This window comes from Pollutimonas rozaliensis (genome assembly GCF_048751585.1).
Classification (GTDB): Bacteria; Pseudomonadota; Gammaproteobacteria; order Burkholderiales; family Burkholderiaceae_B.
Genome location: NZ_JAZHOB010000002.1, coordinates 162,127 through 182,429 on the forward strand (window position 1 = coordinate 162,127; position 20,303 = coordinate 182,429).

Sequence of the window (20,303 nt, forward strand, 5' to 3'; positions counted from 1 at the left end):
GGGACTCTCCCCTCGCCTTACTGTCGCCCGCGGCTTTCCGCTTATGCGCTGGCCGTGGCGGCACGCTTGCGCTGCGCGCACCAACGGCCGATCACCACGATGAACAAGGCGCCCACCACTTCGGCCGCCAGCTTGACCATGCCGGAAGGCTCGCCGAACTGCTCGACAATGACGATGTCGGTAACCAGCATCCCGCCGGCAATCCAGCCCAGCAGGGCCGCGCCGAACGTAACGACGCTGGGGTAGCGGTCGATCAGCTTCAGCACCAGGGTGCTGCCCCAGATAATGATAGGCACGCTGATCACCAGGCCGAATATGACCAGGCCCATTTGATGATCGGGGTTGGCTCCCTGGGCAGCGCCGGCAATGGCGATGACATTGTCCAGGCTCATCACGAAATCAGCCACGATAATTGTTTTGACGGCAGACATGATGGATGTGCCGCCATTGACCTTGCCGTGCGCGTCCTCGTCCGGAATCAGCAGTTTGACGCCGACCCAAACCAGTAGCAATGCACCAATTATCTTAAGGAAGGGTACGCTGAGCAAGGTCAGGGCAAAGGCGATCAAACCTACACGCAGGCCGATGGCGCCCGCGGTTCCCCATAAGATTCCCTGCATGCGCTGCTTGCGCGGAAGATTCCGGCAAGCCAGCGCTATGACCACGGCGTTATCGCCGCCAAGAAGAATATCGATCAGAATAATCTGAAAGACCGCTGCCCAGCTCAGTGTTTGTAAAAATTCAAGCATAAGTCACCCGTTAAATGCCAACAGTAAGAGTTGCGAAAGAAACGGATCGAGCCGCTTGCAATGGCCGGCTTGCTTGAGTGACATGGGATGTCGTCAAGGTGGGCGCTGGATAAAGCAAAAATGGCCTGATCCATAAGGACACAGGCCACAGCTATCGCTGGAGTACAGACCTTGCCCTTAATGGCAAGGTCTTGCTTGCAACATTGCGATGTTGCCCGAGCACCGGGAGCTTGCAAAACCTTGCAAGACAGCCGTAATGACGATGCTGCGGAAGAAAGCTACTCCCCTTGATGGGCGTAAGTATATTCGTATCTGACGCAAAGTCAAAACCAGGCCGGCCGCGCTATGCGGCCACCTTCAAACGCTTCAGCAGCACAGGCACGAACAGAAACAGGAAAGCCAGCAGCAGGAAGGTCACCGAGATGGGCGTCTCGAACAGGACGGACAAACGGCCCTGACCCGCCGCCAAAGCGGTCCGAAGCTGCGTTTCAGCCAGCGGCACCAGAATCAGGCCGATCAACAGCGGTGGGATGGGAAAGCCGTATACCCGCATCGCATAGCCGACCACGCCCAGTGCGGCCATCAGGCCCAGCTCGAACACCGAACCCGATACGCCCCAGATTCCCATGACGGCAAAAACCAGAATACCGGCGTACAACTGCGGTCGGGGAATCTGCAACAGCTTCACCCACATGCCTACCAAAGGCAGGTTCAGCACCAGCAGCATGGCGTTGCCGATGTACAGCGACGCGATCAGGCCCCAGACCAGTTCCGGATTGCTGGTGAATAAAAAGGGGCCTGGCTGCAGACCGTAGTTTTGGAATGCCGCCAGCAAGATGGCCGCCGTGGCCGAAGTGGGCAGCCCCAGCGTAAGCAGCGGCACCAATATCCCGGCCGCGGAGGCATTGTTTGCCGCCTCCGGCCCCGCGACGCCCTCGATGGCCCCTTTGCCGAACTCGTCCCTGTGCCGCGCCAGCTTTTTTTCAAGCGTATAGGACAGCATGGTTGGAATCTCGGACCCGCCGCCGGGAATCGTGCCTATCGGAAAACCAATCGCGGTGCCGCGCAGCCAGGGTTTCCAGGAACGGCGCCAGTCCTCGCGCGTCATGAAGGCTTTACCCTTGATGGGGATGATCTCGTCCTGCCCATAGGTGTAGCGGCTGGCCACATACAGGATTTCGCCGACCGCAAACAAGGACACCAGCACCACCGTCAATTCCACACCGTCCAGCAAGGCGGCAATACCGAATGTCATGCGCGGCTGGCCGGTCATGGCATCGATGCCGATCACGCCCAGCGCCAGGCCGATGAACAGGGACACGAACCCGCGAACGCGAGATGCGCCCATGACCACCGCCACCGAAGTAAAGGCAAGTATGGTCAACGCAAAATAATCCGCCGGCTTAAGCAGGAACGCCAATTCCGCAACCACGGGCGCCGCAAACGTCAGCAACAGGGTCGCGATGGTGCCCGCGACAAACGATCCGATGGCGGCCGTGGCCAGCGCCGCCGCGCCGCGGCCGGCACGCGCCATTTTGTTGCCCTCGAGCGCGGTCATCATCGACCCCGCCTCGCCGGGCGTGTTGATAAGGATGGAGGTTGTCGAACCGCCGTACATGGCGCCGTACAGCACGCCGGCAAACATGATGAAGGCCGATACCGGCCCCACCGAGACCGTCACCGGCAATAACAGGGCGATGGTCAACGCGGGTCCGATGCCCGGAAGAATGCCGATGGCCGTACCCAAAATCGATCCGACCAGGGCCCACATAAGGTTGGTGGGGGTGAGCGCGACATCGAAGCCGTGCAGCAGTAGCGCCAAGGTATCCATTACACACCCGCCAAGGGAAAGAAGCCGCCCAGCTGCAGCCCCAGCCAGCCGAACACGAACCAGCTTATGCCGCCCAGCACAAGTCCCGCGATCAGATCGGCCACAAGGCGCTTGGAGCCAAACGCACGCGCCACCAGCATGAATGACAACATGGCCGTTGCCGGCAGCCCCAGTGTTTCAATAGTCAGCGCAGGCACGATGGCGGCCAGCAATGCCGTGAAAAAAGCACGCTTGTCCATCGGCTGGCCTGGCGCCGCATTCTCCGCCTCGTCGGGCTCGAATACTTCGCCGCGGGCGATCTGGATCAGCAGCAACACGCCCAGGCCCATCAGGCCCAGGCCAATAGCGGCAACGAACAAGCCGGGGCCAATGGCGGCATATTGCGCGGTTGCCGCCAGCTCGGTCGAGGCATAGAAACAGACCGCCCCCATGAAAATCACGGCCAGCCCCAGCCACCAGGGTCCCTTGCGCAGCAATGTCATCGCCATTCCTTCACGGGTGCCGCGCAATTACTTGCTCAGTCCGGCGTCTTTCAGGATTTTATTGATGCGGCTGCTTTCGCTCTGGATGAAGGCGGCGAATTCATCGCCCGGCAGGAAATAAGCATCCCAGCCCTGCTTCTGAAGCACCGCCTGCCATTCCTTGCTTTCGCTCAGTTTGGTGAAGCGCTCCACCCATTCCTTGTGATTGGCCTCGGGCATGTCGACCGAACCCAGAATGCCGCGCCAGTTGGCGATTTCCACGTCGAACCCGGCTTCCTTGAACGTGGGAACGTCTGGCAGATTCTTCATGCGCTCGGCGGTGGTAATGCCCAAAATACGTATCCGGCCATCTTGCGCAAATTGTTGAAATTCGGAAATGCCCGAGATGCCCGCCTTCAGTGTTCCGTTGATGATGCCGATGACTGTGTCCGCCCCGCCGGCCTGCGGAATGTAGTTCAAGGATGGCACGGGCACATTGGCGCTTTGCGCCAGCAGCGCCAGGGCGATATGGTCGACGCCGCCGGCGGAGCCTCCGCCAACCGCTGTCGCGCCGGGATCGCTCTTGAGCGCAGCGACGAAATCACCCAGGGTTTTATACGGAGAATCGGCCTTGACCGCCAGCACCAGATACTCGGCGGTCAAGCGCGCCACGGGCTTGAATTTGCTCAGGTCGACCGGCGACTTGTTCAGCGTGATGGCGCCCACTGTGATGGCGCCGAAAACCGCCAGCGCATCCGCCTTGCCCTTCTGCGAGCGCTGGAAATCCGACAGGCCGATCGTGCCACCCGCCCCGCCCTTGTTCGTGAAATTCACGGTGCCTTTGTAGATGCCCGCTTGATTCATGGCCTGGAAGGCCTGCCGTCCCGTGGAATCCCAGCCGCCGCCCGGATTGGCCGGCAGCATCACGCTGACCTGGGCATGCGCCGCTCCTGCACACAGCGCGGCCGCAATCGCCAACGATTTCAACAAGCGGGTCATTTTCATTACGTTCTCCTGGAATCTTTCTGATGGCTGATCGCCCTGCTATGCAGGCGGACAGAGTAAGCGGGCGCTTATCAACTGTCAATGCACTTCGCCTTGCTGGTCGTCCCACGATCCTTGCGATGGCATGACTGCGGCATGTTCACCTGAACAGCTACATGGTCGTGTGCGGATCCAGCACATACAGATAATGGCGGAACCGGTCATAGTGGTTGATGATATCGGCTGCCACCTGTTCCCCGCTATACCCATAAATATCGTAGCCGCGTCCGCCGTTGTTCAGAAAAACCTCGGTGCGATAAAAGCGCCTTTTTTCACCCTCGCGCCGGGCGGCGTCGGATAAAGCAAATGCGGGAATGGGCTGGCTGACCAGCCGCACCGCATAAATGAAGTTCTCCGCTTCGTCGCCATGATGCACAACCAGTTGCGCGCCATCGTCCAGTTGCGTGATGTCTGCGACAATATCGCGTTTTTGCAGCTCGGAAGCCACCAGCTCGAACGCCGCCATCACTTCCTTGCCGATAAAGGCGGCGGCACGCGCCCTGGTCGGATGCGTCACGATATTGTTCAGGCGCTGCCTTAACGACATCCCGCCCTGGCCGGCCATCAATGGCGCAATGGGCAGGTTGCGGCTGGCCTGAAGGGCCACCTCGTCGCGCAGGCCCTTCAAGATTCCATAGCACATCAACAGCATGAGTATGCTTAGCGGAAAGGCGGCAATCACCGCCGCCGCCTGCACGGCCTCCAGCCCTCCGGCCAACAGCAGGCAGCCCGCCACGCCGCCGCAGGCGAGCGCCCAGAAAATACGCAGCCACAGGGGAGGCTCTTCGTCGCCCTTCGAGGTAATCATGGACACCACCAGCGCGCCGGCATCCGAGGCCGTCACAAAATAGACGGCAACCAGCAAGCCCGTAATCCAGGCAAGCGTCCGCGACCAGGGCATGTAATCGAAAACGGTAAACAGCGCGATGGGCAAATTGCTGGAAACCGTCTCGGCAATCTTGCCTTTTGCAACGAACATGTCCAGCCAAATGGCCAAGTCGCCAAAAACCGTGAACCAGATGAAGCTGAAGCCGGCCGGCGCGAACAGCACGCCCAGCAAAAACTGGCGTATGGTGCGGCCGCGCGATATGCGCGCAATGAACATGCCGACAAAAGGCGCCCAGGATATCCACCACCCCCAATAAAAGATGGTCCACGTTCCCACCCATTCCGTGGGTTCATAGGCATAGACGTGGAAGGTGCGGCGCACAAACGCGTGTAGATAAAGGCCAATATTTTCAACCAGGGCGCTTAACAGGAACCGGGTCGGGCCAAGGACCAGGATCAGCAGCATCAGGACAAACGACACGATGATGATCAATTCGCTCAGGCGCCGGATACCGTTATCCAGCCCGGTTGCCACCGTCATGGTGGCCAGCGCCGTCACGATCGCTATCAGGATGAGTTGTGTGTACAGGTCCTGCGGTATGCCAAACAAATAGCTCATGCTGGCGTTCAACTGCGACACGCCCAGACCCAGCGAAGTCGCCAACCCGGCCAGCGTGCCCACCACTGCGAAAATATCGATGAAATCGCCCAGGGGACCGTGGATGCGATCACCCACGATGGGATGGAAAGCGGACCGGATGGCCAAGGGCTGGTTGCGCCGATACCCGAAGTAAGCCAGGGCCAGGCCCAGGACTGCGTAAATGGCCCAGGCATGGACACCCCAATGAAAGAAGGTGATTCCCATGGCATCGCGGGCCGCCTGCGCCGACCGGGGCACGGCATCGGGCGGTTGCGCAAAGTGCATGATGGGCTCGGCCACGCCATAGAACACTATGCCTATGCCCATGCCCGCGCTGAACAGCATGGCAACCCAAGTGCCAAAGTTGTAGTCGGGCACGGAATCGTCAGGCCCCAGCTTGACCTTGCCCAGCGAACTCATTGCCAGGCCCAGCAGGAAGAGCACGAAGAAGCCCACCACCAGCATATAAAACCAGCCCGCTTCCGCAATGATCCATGCGTTGGCGCCGGAAAACAACGCCGCGGCCGATTCGGGAGCAAAGGAGGCATAGGCGATCAAGCCCAGCGCAATGACTGCGGAACCTATGAATGTCACCGGTGCAATGCCCGAATTTTTGAGTTCCACAGCAGTCACCTTTAGGCTGGTTCTTGAACGAGCGTGCCCCGATCCGCCTGTGCGGGCAAAACCTCGCCGGCGGCATGGCCACATGCGCTAGCTTAGCCCGCGGATTTACGCTTGCGCAATAGCCGGCACGAAAACCCGGAGCCCCGAGGGCGCGAGAACCCTTAAGTTCCGCTCAGCCAGCGACTATGCGCCGACGCGTGCTCCGCCATCTGCAAAAGCGCCACGTCACTGCCGACCCGCCCTATCATTTGCGCCCCCAACGGCAACCCGCCTCGGCCCGCATCCAGCGGAATGGCCACCGTAGGCAGATGAAGCAAGGTCCAGAGCGCCCCAAAGCGCGGGGATCCCGAGTTGGCCAGGCCTTTTTCCGCCTCGTCATCGGAGGCGGGATAAACCAGCGCATCGACGTCGGCGAACAGGGTTTCGGCCTCGTGGCGCAGTTTGAAAGCGCGCCGCTGCATGGCAAGATACTCATCCAGGCCAATCTCGCCACCCCCCGCCAAACGCTCGACCAGCCGGGGACTGAGCTTCGACGCGGCCGTCATGCGCTCGTGCGTCAGCGCGTGGCGGGCTTCGTAGGCGACCAGTCGGCTCTGGTCTTCGATCAAGGATTCGTATTCAGCCGGCAGCGTCAGCTCTTTGACACCGATCCCCGCGGCGGCAAGCCTGGCGGTCCAGCTTCGGAGCGCCTCGAGCGCCTGGGCGCTGGCGTGCCGCCACTGCGCCGACAGGCAAATGCCGACCGTGTAGCGCAGGTCGCCTGACGGGGCATGGTAGCGTTGGCCGTGGGTGCCCAGCACGACCGCAGCGGCGTCGGCCACATTTCGGGCCAGAACGCCCACCGTGTCCTGCGAGGGGCTTAGCACACCGACTCCTGCCGTCGAGACAAACCCGAAGCTTGGCTTGTAACCCACTACGCCGCAGTAAACAGCGGGCCGAGTGATCGAGCCCGTCGTCTGCGTGCCCCAGGCAGCCATGGCCATGCCGTCGGCGACCGCGGCGGCCGAGCCGCTGGAAGAGCCGCCAGGAGTATGCGCAAGATTGAGCGGATTGCGCACCCGGCCGGGCGTCTGCGTGGCAAACTCGCTGGTTGCCACCTTGCCCAGCAGGACGGCGCCTTGCTCGTGGGACAATGCCACACACGCGGCATCGCGACCAGTGGTATGGCCCGAGTAGATGGGCGAGCCATACGTCGTGGGATAGGCGGCGGTTTCGATCACGTCTTTCACAGCATACGGTATGCCGCGCAGCACGCCCCGCCGCAAGCCGGCGTCCACCGCGTCGGCCTGGGCACGGACGTGTCCGGCATCGCTGGCGAGGAAGGCCTGGACCTCTGGATTGCGTGCGCTGATGCGCGCCAGGCAATGCTCAGCCAAATCACGTGCGCGCAATGCGCCTGTCTCGATGTCTCTCAAAGCCTGGGCAATCGAGGGAAGCGAAGTACCTGAATGCATGATCGCTTACTCGATACGGATGTTGGCATCCTGGATGACTTTTGCCCATTTGTCGTGCTCGGCCTGCACGAAGCGCGCGAACTCTTCCCGAGTGCCGCCGTTCGGCTCCGCGCCCTGACGACGAATCAGTTCCTGCACCTCGGGCTTGGCGAGCAGCTTCGCTGTCTCGTCATGAAGGCGGTCAAGGATTTCGGCCGGCACCTTAGCTGGGGCGAACAACGCAAACCAGCCTTCGACCGAATAGCCGGGCAGGCCGGATTCGGAGATCGTCGGCACTTCCGGCAACAGAGGCGAGCGCTTGCTGGAGGTTACGCCCAGCGCCACCAGCTTGCCGGACTTGATGTGAGGCAGGCAGACGGGCAGATTGCAGAACATCACTTGCACGCGGTTGGCGATCAGATCGGGTAGCGGCTCGCTGCCGCCCTTGTAGGGAATGTGCAGCATGTCGGTCGAGGACATCGACTTGAACAGCTCGGCCGACAGATGTTGACTGCCTCCGGCGCCGCCCGATGCGTAGCTATATGCATCGCTCTTCTTGAGCGCCTCGATCAGTTCCGGCACGGAACGGGCCTTGACCTCGGGGTTGACCACCAGCACATTGGTCACCGAAGCGAAGTTGGCCACCGGCGCAAAGTCCTTCAGCGGATCGTACTTCAGGTTGGTGTACAGGCTGGGGTTGATTGCGTTGGTGCTGGCCGCACCCATCAGCAAGGTATAGCCATCAGGCTCTGCGGCGGCCACATAGCCGGCGCCGATATTGCCTCCCGCGCCTGATTTGTTCTCCACAACGACCGATTGACCAAGGGCCTCGGCCAGGCCGGCGCCGACGGTACGCGCCAATTGGTCGGTCACGCTGCCGGCGCCGAATGGCACGATCAGGCGTATGGGTTTGGTGGGGTAGGCAGCCGTCTGGCCAAGCGCTGTGGGCACTATGGCGACTGCCAGGGTCAGGGCAGCGGCAAGGGCTGCAAAACCACGGGCTTGAATGTTCATGAATGTTTCCTGAAAAATAATGGTGTCGTCGGCAATACTGGTATTGCCAAGCCACTCGGCCATGGCTTGCGACATATGCATGATCAATCTTAGGCTGTCGGATTCAATCCATCCAATATAAAATTCAGCAAGGATAAATACGATAATCGACCTAATCGGAACATATGGCGCTGTATTCAAGACAACTGCTCGCCTTCATGGCCGTCGCGCAGGAACTTCATTTTGGCCGCGCAGCAAAGCGTCTGCACATGACACAGCCGCCCCTCAGCCAGCAAGTGCGCCTGTTCGAAGAGCGCATCGGCGCGCCCCTGATTGAGCGTTCGACACGCACGGTGCGGCTGACTCCGGCCGGAGCGCTGCTGCGCGAGGCCATGGAACAAATGATGGAAGACGGGGAGGCGGCCGTGGCCGCGACCCTGCGCGTCGCGACGGGAGACGCGGGCCTGCTGCGCATCGGGTTCACGCCTACGGCGGCCTACCGGCTCATACCCGCCGCCGTCGGCGCATACCGCCAGCGCCATCCGCGGATCCAGCTGTCCATGACCGAGGCCGATACCGGGCGCCTGCACACGCTGCTCGTTCAGGACCGGCTGGACGTCGCCCTTCTGCGCCACTCCGGGGACAGCGAAGACGACGAGCTGCACCGCGAGCCGGTAGACAGCGAGCCGCTCGTGGTTGCGCTTCCCATACAGCACGCCTGGGCATCGCGCGACAGCATTCCCATTGCGGAGCTCGCAACGGAGCCACTCATCGGCTTTGCGCGCCAGACCTCCTTGTACTTCCACACGCTGCTGGCATCGCTGTTTGAGCGCAACGGCCTGGCGCCAAACTACGTCATGGAGAGCCTGCTGCCCACCCTGCTGGCGCTGGTCGAGGCCGGCATCGGCGCGGCGGTGGTGCCCGCCTCGGTCAGCGAGCTGCGGCCGGGAGGCGTGAAATACCTGCCGCTACAGGCCGAACATAGCTTGCGATCGACGCTGTATCTGGCCTACCGCAAGGATTGCCTCAACCCCGCCGTGCCGGCCTTGTGCGAGACGCTACGGCTTGCGGGAGCCGTGGCATTGGATCATAGCGGTACAAACGATGCGTGATGGGGCGTCAAGTGCTAGTGTGCAAAGGGGCCACCTTACGGCGGCCCCTTCCGGAATAATCCATCCAGACGCGGATCAGGAGTTCCCGAGATCCACCTCGTTGGCGACCTTGCTCCAGCGATCGTATTCCGAGTTCAAGCGTGTCTTCATCTTGTCAGCCGGCTCGTAGGTCGCCAGTGCACCAACCTGCATCATTTGTTTCTGCAATTCCGGATCGGCCAATAACCCGCTCAGTTCTTTGTTGAGCCGATCCGAGACTTCCTGCGGCGTACTGTTCGGAACGACTATGCCGCTCCATGAGCTCGCGTCGAAACCAGCGAAGCCTTGCTCGGCAATGGTTTTCACCTCTGGCAGGAAGGCCTGGCCAGTGCCGGAGCCCAGGGCGATGGCCTTGAGGGAGCCGCTTTGGATATGAGGCATGGCGGCGATCATATCCGCCATCATGACGGAGATATGGCCGCCCAGCAGATCGGTGATGGCGGGCGCGCTGCCGTTGTAGGCAATGTGCAGCATCTCGAAGCCACCCAGGCCCTTCAACTGCTCCATGGCCAGATGGGCAATACTGCCCGCACCGGGCGTCGAATAGTTGATTTCCTCGGTCTTGGTCTTGGCAATAAGCTGCTGCAGGTCATTCACATCCGGCAGCAATTTGGGATTGACGACGATGACGTAGGGCAGGTCGTACACCGTGGCGACGCAGGTGAAATCCTTGCGCACGTCATACAGGTTGTTGCGATGGACGATAGGCGCAATCAGCGCCGGCATGCCAAACATCGAAATCGTATAGCCATCGGCGCGCGAACGGATGAATTGCGAAGTGCCCACAGAGCCCGAAGCGCCTGGGCGATTATCAACGATGATGGTCTGGCCCAGGCGCTCTGACAACTTATGCGCGATGAGGCGGGCGATGGTGTCAGTCGGTCCGCCGACCGGAAAGGCCACAATCATGCGCACAGGCTTGCCGGGCCATGAAGATGCCAGGGCAGGCAGCGGCAAGGTCGCGGCGGTCAGGGCGGAAAGAGCGGATACCTTCATGAAGGTACGGCGGGAGAAATGAGAGGAATGAGCCATGGTGATTGTCCTAATGTCGGTGTCTGTGTCTTTAGGGCGGAAACTCAAATGATCCGCCGGGCCTTCAGGGAATGCAGGGTGTCTGCGTCGATGCCAAGCACTTCTTGCAGCACTTCAGACGTGTGTTGCCCAAAATGGGGCGGGTTGTGTCGTACAGGGGCGCGTGCATCATCGATCACGTAAGTTGGGGCATGAATAGCCTGGGGACCCGCCTCGGGGTCCTCGTAGCGGTGCAGCATTCGCGCCGCTTCGGTCCGAGGAGACTCCAAAGCATCGTACAGGCCCTGGACTTCGCCGCATGGGATACCGGCCTTCTGCATGCGCTCGATAAGATCGGCTCGCCGATGACCGCGAATGCTCTCTTCCAATATGGGCAGCAGGATCTCGCGGTGCTTGGCGCGATCGGTGTTTTTTTCAAAGCGCGGATCAGCGGCAAGGTCCGGCCGCAAGATGACCTGCTCGCAGAACTGGCGAAATTGGCCATTGTTGCCCACGGCGATCACCAACGGGCCGTCCTTTGCCTCGAAGACCCCGTAGGGCACGATGGCCGGGTGGGAATTGCCGAATTTAGGCGGATCCTCGCCACCAAGCCTGGCCGCCAGGCCATAGTAGGATGTCACGGCCAGCCCGTGGTCATAAAGCGCCATCTGGATGTGGCGACCCCGGCCCGTGCTTACCCGCTCGTACAGTACAGCAAGTATGGCCTGCACGGCGTGCATGCCGGTGAACATGTCAACGGCGGCCACGCCGAACTTCAGCGGGCCCTGGCCTTCTTCGCCATTCATCGCCATGATTCCGGATTCGCCCTGAATGACCAGGTCGTAGCCGGGGCGCCCGCGTTCGGGGCTTAGGGGGGAATAGCCCGAAATCGAACAATAGATGATGCGCGGATTCAGCGCCTGAAGCTGTTCGTAGCCCAGGTTCAGTTTCTCCGCACCGCCATGTTTGAAGTTCTGGATCACAATGTCGGATTTAGCCGCCAAGCGGCGTGCAAGATTCTGCCCTTCCTCGGTTTGGAGATCCAGACACATGGACCGCTTGTTGCGGTTGGCGCTGTTGAAATAAGAGGTGTTCCGGCTGCCGACACGGACACCCCAGTCGCGGGTATCGTCCCCGCGCTCAGGGTGCTCCACCTTGATGACGTCCGCGCCCAGGTCGCCCAGCGCCATACCGCATAGCGGCCCAGCCAAGACCCGCGAAAGATCAAGTACACGTATCCCCGCCAGCGGTTGTTGATTCTGCACTACCAGCTTCCTCCAGACTCTCTTCGTCGATGATGATATTCATTATCTATGCCGCCGAGGCGTTGGCAATCCCCATAGCCATTGACACCATGTCAAAATTATTTGACCATAAGCCATGGATTTGTCATCTCTAACCATCTTTGTCGAAATCGTCGACAGCGGCAACCTCAGCCAAGCGGCGCGCTCGCTCAATATGTCTCGCGCCAACGTCAGTTATCACTTGGCCAGCCTTGAAAAGTCGCTGGGCGCCGAACTATTGCGCCGCACCCCGCAAGGCAATGAACTGACCAGCGCCGGCGAACTTATATATCAGCATGCCCGCAACATTGTCAGCGAATCGGCGCTATTGAAGGAGGCGGTGAAACGGGATGTCGCCGAACTCACCGGCAGGGTCGGCCTTAGCATTCCCACCGGTTACGGGCAACTGGTCATGGGCGGCTGGCTGATTGATTTCAAAAGACTCTATCCCGGCATCGTCCTGGACGTCCGATTGGAAAACGTCATGGAGAATCTGATTCGCGATGGTGTCGATGTAGCCATAAGCGTGCTGTCCAAGCCTCCACCCTTGCTGGTTGGACGCGATCTAGGGCCGCTGCGCTACGTGGTCTGCGCCTCCAGCGACTGGGCACGCGCCCATACCCTGCCCAGCACATTGCAAATGCTAAGCCAGGCTCCCGTCATCACCACCGGGGGGATCACGGGACGCGCGCATCTGTCCGCGGTCGCCAACGGCCGGGAAAGCGACATACGCCTGCGCCCCACGCTTTTATCGCGAAGCTTTCCCTATTTGCGGGAATGCATCCTGGCAGGCATAGGCCTGGGCGTCGTGCCGGACTACGTCGTGGACGACCTTGTGCGCGATGGCCTGGTCGTAACGTGCATGGAAGACTTTGAACTGACCATGGATCGCAGCCATATGTACTTGCTGTATACGCCGCATCGCTATCAGTCGCGCGCGATCCGGACCTTGATCGACTTTCTGTCAGACAGATTGGGCATCACCAGGCCGATGCGCAAGACGGGGGACGTTGGCGATAGCGCTGTGCCATAGATTGCGCCCTGAATCTACAAACCATGGGCTCGCGATGAGACGAACATTGCCAAGTCCTGTCTGGAAAATGCAAGCGTCCCACGCAAATCCACAGTCTTTGTAGGATCTGATTTGAACTTAGATTGGCGATTTACAAAATCAATGGGTTGGAAACTTGAAATGAGACTCCTCCCCTTGATTTGTCCCATTTTTTAGATTTTCCTACCTGGTAAGGAAATATCCAAGCAAGATAAGAAATCCAGTAGTTCATCGCTACGCTCATAAAAGTTTTTCCACACCTCTCGACTCCTTAGCCAGACGCTAGAACAAACCTAGCCTATTAGCGCCAAGCTAATTTGCTGAAAGACGTATTTAGGGCTTCTGCAATTTCCGTAGAAAAGACACAGGATGCCAGAAAACAGTCTGGTTCTCGGCGACCAACGCAGACGGCGGCATTAAACGCCGTACAGCCACTCATTCCAAATTGAACACGCACGAAAAGCATAAGTTAGTTTTGCTCAGCGAGCCGCGCTAGCACTCCCAACTCCTCATCCTTATCCGCGCGCGATACCCCTGGCCTGACAGTGCCGAAGTACTTTCGAGCTGCACCCCCATCAACATAATCAACTTCGCCACCAATCTGATAAAGATGAATTTGACAGACGCGGCTCCCCACCACCATTTCGACGGGCGTATTTCCGTGGTTAAAAAGCTCAAGAGGAACCGTCCCCCTCCACCCAGGTTGCATTGATGTAGAAACTCCTACGCCAAGCCTGCCATAACTGCTGCGAATAGAAACCTCAGCAAATACATCTGTTGGTAGCGAGAGAAACTCTAAGGTTGTACTTAGAACTACTTGATGTGGATACAGAATAAATCGCTCGCCAGTACGTCGTCGGGTTTCTTGGAAATAGGAGTCTATACCTCGTTTTCTTTCATGGTCATAAGGACGCGGCTCAATAGCAGGCTTTCTTGTCAAAATCGAGACTAGAAAATCATAACCAAGCCGGAGATCAACCGTGACAGACCCAACCTGATCCATAGTCAGCAACGGATCAAGAAATAGGGTGTTAGGGTCATCATTGCTAAGAGACTGAAGAATTTCATCACGGGTTAGTAGCTTCATCCCACCCCTCCGAAATCATCCTGTTTCGAATCGACTTCTCGATCAAATCGTTTGTAACCTTTTCAATGTCCTCAACCGGTAGACTGGCCCACAAGCCTGTTGGCTTGTTATTCATACGACTCAGGAACCCCCAGCCAGCAGCAAATGCACCAAAAACATCGGCGTCAGACTCCAGCTTGCAAGGCCTGACATTTCCAAAAGTGTCGTCAACGTCGGGCAGTCGAAAACGTACCGCCAATGCGGGTAGCCCACGTGTACTTAGCGTTTGCTGGAACATATCGAGGATTGGATTGGGCTTGCCGGAAAGAAAATCCGACATGAGTTGATAGCGCGATGCTGAGCTAGGATGAGATAAAGAGGCAGCTTGGTTCGGAATAAATTCTCCCAGAAAACCATGTGCGGCTTCCCCTACATAGGCCGCAGAAATCAAATCAGCAAAGTATTCGGCCCTATGGCTCTTTACTACTTGAGCCAAGGCCTTTCTTTTTTCATCTGGTGCCTTCGCTATTTCTTCACTTGATGGAAGATCCGGTAAGTCTGGCCCCACGCTTTCCGGGTGCCTGAACAACGAAGTGGTAACCACATCATTGCTCGTATCGATGAAATGGCCCAACTCATGGAATAACGGCACACAGAATAGAGGTTTGTGGCGGTATATGTATGGAAGAGCAATCTGGACTGGTTGATGTGAGATTTTTATGCCCAACTCTTGTTCGACACTATTAAAAAACTCTCTCCTACTCCCGTGAAAATAAAAATTTGCTTCCTGAACAATGGCCGTCGTAATTAATAACCTTCGCGCCCCCCATTCAGCGGCCGCCTTTCCTATTGCATACACAACCTCATATGGAATCTGTTTAGTCGTACTTCCTGTAAGGAACTGCGTGAGCCGCCAAACCTCATGCGCGATGAAGTGAGCTAGGTCTTCATTAATAGCCATTGGTTGCGCTGCAACTTTAGACAACAGCGCACGAAGAACCTCTCGTAACTCTCGAATGTAAGTGTCGAGCTGGGATGTGAAATACGGAGTTTCAGAAAGGCTATCGAGTTGGGCAAGTAATAATCGGAGGTTCGCCTTAAGCAGCATATGACCGAAGAGACATCAAGAGTTGCTCAGCAACATCGGCGCGAATTCCGTTAAAGGAATGAATTTCAGAAAATTTCTGCCACAGATCCTGTCGGCCGCGCATACGTAATGCAAGCTCCAAGGCCTCCGAGGGAGTTCTTGAGTTAATGGCAGTCGGGTTAGCTGCTACCACCGATGCTGCCTGGAGAACCTCGAAAACATGAGTTTTGAGAGGCTCAGAAACCTCTACTTCCGGCTTGCCAATGATAGAGGTCAGAACGACCTGTATCAATCCTAGCCCGCTGTTAGGTTCAGGAGCTGCTGCTAGCATGTCATCCTCCTAGATCTCACGACACTCTGATTAACGTTGGATAGCAACCCGCCTCTCTGCAACGCTCTTCTTATTCTCATGTTGAATGCATCCCTTGGAAAAAGCAACGGCATCTCGCCGCACCGACTCGACCTCAAGCACAAAAGCAAAACTAAACTGTCCACTAGCCAAAAGCTCCAAGACACCGGAGCCCTGCCTGAAGTAGACATCCTTCCCATCGGTCACCAGAAATGATGCGGGCATCCCATCCTGAGTAATGTTTGCATGCAACCGCCTCAAATTGGTTAGCGCCTTCTTTAGTCGAAGAATCGAAACACCCGCCTCAAGCAGTTTAGCAACCGACCGGAGAATAACAAGGTCGCCAAAACTGTACTTGCGCTCAATGCCTCTACCACGCTTTCGTCCGACCGCAGGAACAACCAAGCGATGCCTACAGAGATAATTGACCATCGCCAACGAAATGCGCGAAAACTGAGCCGCTTCCTTCGCTGAAAAGTACATCTTCAAATTGATCGTAAGGATCTCATCCATAGAACATAGTCTAGCTCTAAACACCTAATTAGAAAAGAAAAATAGCACCATGGCGTTAATTGTGAGACTGCAAGCAGCCGTGTTCTCATAATTACTGAAAAAACGCGGAATTTTTCTCACAATTACTGAAGAAATTTTGGAAAGCCTGTGACTGCACTGAGCATCAAGGTGCTGCATTCTCTGGACAAACACAAAGATTTGTCGAACGCTAACCGCCTACCCACCTAAGAGGGTTAGTTCTTGATATGTGCGGGTTTAGCAGGCGCTCAGTCTTCAGATGGATCTAGGTGAAGTTGTTTCGCTATTGTAGGTTCTGGCTGTCCTTCTTGAGCCCGAATCAAGCGACTTCGGCTGGATTTACGTTGATGGCTCGTCGCCTTTTACCCTGGCCAACGATTTGAAATCTGACCATATCCCCTACCTTCAACTGTAGGATGCTAGCAGAGCAGTTACTCACATGGAAAAACACTTCACGCCCCCTCATCGGGGTGATAAAGCCGAACCCTTTCAAAATATCAACAACTTTGATTGTGCCGGTTTCATCCATTTGATGTTGCTTTTGCATAGGAAGTGCGCAAAAGTTTTCGAAGGGTACTTGCTTTATGGGGCCTTGTTCTGTGCAAAATTGTTAGGCAGTGCATCAGTACATGGAAGCGGCGAGTCAGCATAGCTACCGAGTTTGGTCGCATTTTTATTGCAAGGTCTTCGCACGCCCGTTCCAATTGTCGAGCCTTCTTGGAACTATATATTGGCATGCATGACCGCAAATCTTCAGCATAGACTTCTGCACATTTGTATTTCAGTCTTTTCAACAGCGTGACATCACCTAAAGCTGAATTGTGGAGCTGGTGATACTCGGCTGAGGTTTGCTGACCTGCTGCGTACCGTTGCACACAATGATGTACTTTCGCCCGTGTTTTATCTCTATAAGCTGGTGGCAACCCTGCTCTGCCATTCCTTATTGATATGCCAGTAACAATCGCCGGGTTTGGTGATTTTGCCAGGGCGTGGATTCTTTGTTTTCCGTCATGGAGCTTAAAGCCCTTCTCTGAACACATTACTCGGACCTTACCGATCACATTTTTCTTCAGTTTTTCACTTGAGAAGCGATTGGAAAAGCTAAGTGTAATGTCGTCTAATAGCCTAGTGTAACGAACACCTGACCGAACAAACTCTTCGACTAGTTTTGGTTCACGGTCGTAGAAAACCATATTTGCTATAAAGCTACTTGGAGGTGCCCCTTGTGGTACAGAACCGTTCAAAGTTACCAATGAAGTAAGCGAGTCAGCCACTTCGTCAGTAAACCTAAGCAAATACTTGAATATCTTAAAAACTTCTTCTCGTTTAATGGAAGGGTAAAAATTTCTAATATCAAGGGTTATTATGTGGTCTGCTGCTATGTGCTCGCTCGCATTAGTCAAAAAATCTCTCGGGGCGGCGATGTCCTTGATGGAACCATGTAAATAGCGAGGAAATTTGCAGCACGAAAAAATACGCGAATTTATACGCCGCTGAATCTGCATCAGTGCGGGTTTTGGTGCTGTTATGCTTCGCTTTCCATCACCATGCTTCTTCGGTCTTTCAAAGAACTGGTAATACGACCTCGCGTTCTGTTCAAAATCGAGCAGAACGTGCTTATCTATGCTTAGAGTTTTTGCTAAGGCCTCTCTTGAAGCAATTGGCGTCGAGGCAAAAATAATTCTATCCATACGACTCGAAGAGAGAAAGGGAAGTGAGTCGGTTAATTCAATAAATTGAATAAACCACTCAGGAATAAAGCGATGCGTGATACACGCATACTAATCCCGAGTCGCACATTAAAACCGGTTTGCATCATCATGCCGCAGTTTTCCAAGCTGCGACACTGGCTGTCCCAACAAACATCAATAAAGCACTTCATAGTTAATACTCCAAGTTAATGTTGTAGCACAATGCTGACAACTGCCATTCAGAGTTCACTAATGAAGCTAAAGAAAGAGCGGAAGTACCGGCTATAACGCTAACTCACCACCATTTATGCCTGACAACAGAAGCAGGTAGGACGAGGGGCGCTTATACGTCTGCGCCGGGGTGACCTCCCTGGTAGCGATCCGAAGATCGTTGCGAATGCAACACGGACGCTCTAACACTGTGTTGGAACAATGACAGCACGCAACTGGGAGAACCTCCCAGACGACACAAGATTAAACCAAATGTATCTTAATTACAAGGGAACCCTTACAGGGTTATGTCAGATGGAGCATGGCTGTAGTAATACCTGGTTTGGTGAAAAAGGGCAGCCAGAGTTGCTCGGGGCACACTCATTGTGTGCCGGAGCTTCAGCGCACTCTGGGGGCGCTTGCCCTCATGGCGATGAAATCCGAAAATATGAGTAGAGCCACATGCGCGTGGGTGATTTACTACCAGCACTTCTGCTTGATAGCAGGACGCTGACAATAGGGGAGAGGACGACTAATGACTTTGACGATTTCCTCGGTAGGAGTGGGGTTTGTGCTGGGCCTGATGGCCCTTGGTGTTTTGCTTTCCCAATGCGGCAGCCAGATAGGAGCGTGGCTGATCGCCACCGCCGACAAAATCGAACGATGTGGCGAACGACGGGAGGTACAGCGATGACAGCAAAGCTCCCATGGGGACCAATCATTGCCTGGTGCGTGGGGCTGGCCCTGCCGTTAGGTGTGATGGCTTGGCAGCAGCCGACGTCGATGCAAGCAACCTACCTGTTGCTGGTGCTCGCCGTGTTCTATGGCGGCGGCCTGGCTGGATTTTTCTCCAGCGACTGGGCGCAAGAGCGATGGGGAGGTGCGTCGGCATGAGTCTGACGGAAGGCTTTATTTTAGGCACCTCCATCGTGGTGCTGGGGTCGGCGGGGCTGCTGCATTCGCTATGTGGATACGTGTCCAGGACACACAGCGGCAGGAAAAACAGGCTCAGGCAGCAGAGTACGAGTAACACATCATCATCCATGTACGGGTATCTCGCATGAATGAAGGCCTCACACCCTCTGAACGCTTGGTCAACGACATGAGTGCCAGCAGCTTCATGAGGCTGTGGACGCACTCGAACCCAATAGGCAAAGGTGGGAAAGAACTGTGTGACTGCTTGGTGGTGTGTGGCCCGCACATCATCATCATCTCTGTGAAAGAGATTGAGTTCCGTGACACCGGGAACGCCGTAGGTTGGGAACGATGGCAGAAGGCCGCTATTGACAAATCGGTCCAGCAAATCTGGGGGGCCGAGCGTTGGCTTCGTGTCGCCGAACACGTAATCCGCAATGATGGACGAGAGATCGTACTGGCACCGCAGGCTGACCGCCGCTTTCATCGAATCACGGTCTCCCTGGGCGGCAGAGGGAATGTCCCATTGAAGTGGGGTGATTTTGGACATGGGTTTGTCCACTTACTTGACGAGTTCAGTTTGAAATCTTTCTTCAGCGAGCTTACGACAATCACAGATTTTGTTCGTTACCTGTCGGCTGTCGAAAGCATCTTTGAACGCGGCGCTAGGCCTATCTTCGTTGGCTCTGGCGCGGAGGATTTGCTTGCACTCTATGTTCAGAATGGTGAAGACTTTGGCTTGTTCGATCCAGGCACGGGAGAGCCCGCACTAGCGTTGATCCAGGAAGGTATCTGGGAAGCTCTGGTCAAACACCCTGCCTACCTTTCACGGAATAAGGACCTTGAATCTTCCTATGCTTGGGATCGACTGATCGAGCATTTTGCTGAAGACCTCCTGACGGATGGAATGCTTGATATGTTCCGCAAGGAGGTTACGCAAAACGAACTCGCACTGGTTTCGATGGCGATGCAACCTCGTTGTCACCGTGCCAATCTGGCAGATGCCTTTCTGGAGTTCTTGCTACCAACTACCAAACATGTAGCAGCGAGGGTTGTTATGGCGGACTGCCAAACTGCGTTCGTTTTTACAACAGGTGGTTCGGCGGATCGGGAACTGCGTGCCCGCGAACTCGCGTTGCGTTGTCTTGTCGTTCGTTGCCGATGCAGTTCAGTGAAAACAGTCGTTGGTATTGCTACAGACAGGCCTCAAGCGGGAAAACGAGGCCACTCTTCTGACATCGTCTACTTGCACATGCCAGAATGGGACCAAGCCGAAACCGCGAAGGTCGATCAGATCCAGGCGGAACTTGGCTATTTCAAGGACACCAAGTGGGCTCCTTGAACATAAGTACTTG

20 protein-coding genes are annotated in these 20,303 nt (G+C 56.5%); 5 read left to right on the top strand and 15 right to left on the bottom strand.

The genetic code is table 11. The features are described from left to right. Window positions 1–41 precede the first annotated feature (41 nt). From V0R37_RS03975 to V0R37_RS04005, 7 genes are all read right to left on the bottom strand, one after another. On the bottom strand, window positions 42–749 hold the full coding sequence (locus V0R37_RS03975) for a TerC family protein (protein ID WP_420373276.1): 708 nt from the start codon (window positions 747–749) through the stop codon (window positions 42–44). A 343-nt stretch (window positions 750–1,092) separates the two neighbouring features. Continuing rightward, on the bottom strand, window positions 1,093–2,580 hold the full coding sequence (locus tag V0R37_RS03980) for a tripartite tricarboxylate transporter permease (RefSeq protein ID WP_420373277.1): 1,488 nt from the start codon (window positions 2,578–2,580) through the stop codon (window positions 1,093–1,095). Beyond that, window positions 2,580–3,062 (bottom strand): tripartite tricarboxylate transporter TctB family protein, encoded by a 483-nt coding sequence (locus V0R37_RS03985; protein ID WP_420373278.1) that lies wholly within the window; start codon window positions 3,060–3,062, stop codon window positions 2,580–2,582. The genes V0R37_RS03980 and V0R37_RS03985 overlap by 1 nt, the downstream gene beginning before the upstream one ends. 27 nt (window positions 3,063–3,089) lie before the next feature. Further along, a complete protein-coding gene (locus V0R37_RS03990) occupies window positions 3,090–4,046 on the bottom strand; it encodes a Bug family tripartite tricarboxylate transporter substrate binding protein (RefSeq protein ID WP_420373279.1) in 957 nt (318 codons plus the stop codon). A 151-nt stretch (window positions 4,047–4,197) separates the two neighbouring features. Beyond that, window positions 4,198–6,177 (bottom strand): BCCT family transporter, encoded by a 1,980-nt coding sequence (locus tag V0R37_RS03995; protein ID WP_420373280.1) that lies wholly within the window; start codon window positions 6,175–6,177, stop codon window positions 4,198–4,200. Window positions 6,178–6,338: 161 nt separating this feature from the next. Next, window positions 6,339–7,631, bottom strand: coding sequence for an amidase (locus V0R37_RS04000; protein ID WP_420373281.1), 1,293 nt, complete (start codon window positions 7,629–7,631; stop codon window positions 6,339–6,341). Window positions 7,632–7,637: 6 nt separating this feature from the next. Then, complete coding sequence (locus V0R37_RS04005) at window positions 7,638–8,705, bottom strand: Bug family tripartite tricarboxylate transporter substrate binding protein (protein WP_420373282.1); 1,068 nt, start codon at window positions 8,703–8,705, stop codon at window positions 7,638–7,640. Window positions 8,706–8,788: 83 nt separating this feature from the next. Here V0R37_RS04005 and V0R37_RS04010 point away from each other — a divergent pair, with 83 nt between their 5' ends. Then, entirely contained in the window at window positions 8,789–9,715 is a 927-nt protein-coding gene (locus V0R37_RS04010; RefSeq protein WP_420373283.1) for a LysR family transcriptional regulator, read from the top strand. Window positions 9,716–9,790: 75 nt separating this feature from the next. Here V0R37_RS04010 and V0R37_RS04015 read toward each other — a convergent pair whose 3' ends face one another. Both V0R37_RS04015 and V0R37_RS04020 read right to left on the bottom strand, forming a co-directional pair. Beyond that, window positions 9,791–10,786: a Bug family tripartite tricarboxylate transporter substrate binding protein gene (locus V0R37_RS04015; protein WP_420373284.1), complete on the bottom strand. Its 996-nt coding sequence runs from the start codon at window positions 10,784–10,786 to the stop codon at window positions 9,791–9,793. Window positions 10,787–10,830: 44 nt separating this feature from the next. Further along, the gene (locus tag V0R37_RS04020; protein ID WP_420373632.1) at window positions 10,831–12,036 is read right to left on the bottom strand and encodes a CaiB/BaiF CoA transferase family protein; all 1,206 of its coding nucleotides are present in this window, start codon (window positions 12,034–12,036) and stop codon (window positions 10,831–10,833) included. 109 nt (window positions 12,037–12,145) lie between these two features. On the opposite strand from V0R37_RS04020, the gene V0R37_RS04025 reads away from it, so the two are divergent. Next, window positions 12,146–13,081: a LysR family transcriptional regulator gene (locus V0R37_RS04025; protein ID WP_420373285.1), complete on the top strand. Its 936-nt coding sequence runs from the start codon at window positions 12,146–12,148 to the stop codon at window positions 13,079–13,081. A gap of 487 nt (window positions 13,082–13,568) precedes the next feature. Here V0R37_RS04025 and dcd read toward each other — a convergent pair whose 3' ends face one another. The 6 genes from dcd to V0R37_RS04055 form a co-directional block, all read right to left on the bottom strand. Further along, on the bottom strand, window positions 13,569–14,186 hold the full coding sequence (gene dcd, locus V0R37_RS04030) for a dCTP deaminase (RefSeq protein ID WP_420373286.1): 618 nt from the start codon (window positions 14,184–14,186) through the stop codon (window positions 13,569–13,571). Further along, a complete protein-coding gene (locus V0R37_RS04035; RefSeq protein ID WP_420373287.1) occupies window positions 14,167–15,273 on the bottom strand; it encodes a hypothetical protein in 1,107 nt (368 codons plus the stop codon). The genes dcd and V0R37_RS04035 overlap by 20 nt, the downstream gene beginning before the upstream one ends. Beyond that, window positions 15,263–15,583, bottom strand: a complete 321-nt coding sequence (locus V0R37_RS04040) for a hypothetical protein (RefSeq protein WP_420373288.1) — start codon at window positions 15,581–15,583, stop codon at window positions 15,263–15,265. Before V0R37_RS04040 ends, V0R37_RS04035 begins: the two co-directional genes overlap by 11 nt. Window positions 15,584–15,613: 30 nt before the next feature. After that, window positions 15,614–16,114 carry a MerR family transcriptional regulator gene (locus V0R37_RS04045; RefSeq protein WP_420373289.1) on the bottom strand — a complete coding sequence of 167 codons (501 nt, stop codon included), beginning with the start codon at window positions 16,112–16,114 and terminating at the stop codon, window positions 15,614–15,616. Between the two features lie 337 nt (window positions 16,115–16,451). Beyond that, window positions 16,452–16,661, bottom strand: a complete 210-nt coding sequence (locus V0R37_RS04050; protein ID WP_420373290.1) for a cold shock domain-containing protein — start codon at window positions 16,659–16,661, stop codon at window positions 16,452–16,454. Continuing rightward, on the bottom strand, window positions 16,654–17,823 hold the full coding sequence (locus V0R37_RS04055) for a reverse transcriptase family protein (protein ID WP_420373291.1): 1,170 nt from the start codon (window positions 17,821–17,823) through the stop codon (window positions 16,654–16,656). Before V0R37_RS04055 ends, V0R37_RS04050 begins: the two co-directional genes overlap by 8 nt. Before the next feature lie 745 nt (window positions 17,824–18,568). Between V0R37_RS04055 and V0R37_RS04060 the strand changes: the two genes are divergently transcribed. From V0R37_RS04060 to V0R37_RS04070, 3 genes are all read left to right on the top strand, one after another. Further along, window positions 18,569–18,727, top strand: coding sequence for a hypothetical protein (locus tag V0R37_RS04060; protein WP_420373292.1), 159 nt, complete (start codon window positions 18,569–18,571; stop codon window positions 18,725–18,727). Continuing rightward, the gene (locus V0R37_RS04065) at window positions 18,724–18,927 is read left to right on the top strand and encodes a hypothetical protein (protein ID WP_420373293.1); all 204 of its coding nucleotides are present in this window, start codon (window positions 18,724–18,726) and stop codon (window positions 18,925–18,927) included. The genes V0R37_RS04060 and V0R37_RS04065 overlap by 4 nt, the downstream gene beginning before the upstream one ends. 166 nt (window positions 18,928–19,093) lie before the next feature. Then, window positions 19,094–20,290 (top strand): hypothetical protein, encoded by a 1,197-nt coding sequence (locus V0R37_RS04070; protein ID WP_420373294.1) that lies wholly within the window; start codon window positions 19,094–19,096, stop codon window positions 20,288–20,290. Window positions 20,291–20,303: the final 13 nt, after the last annotated feature.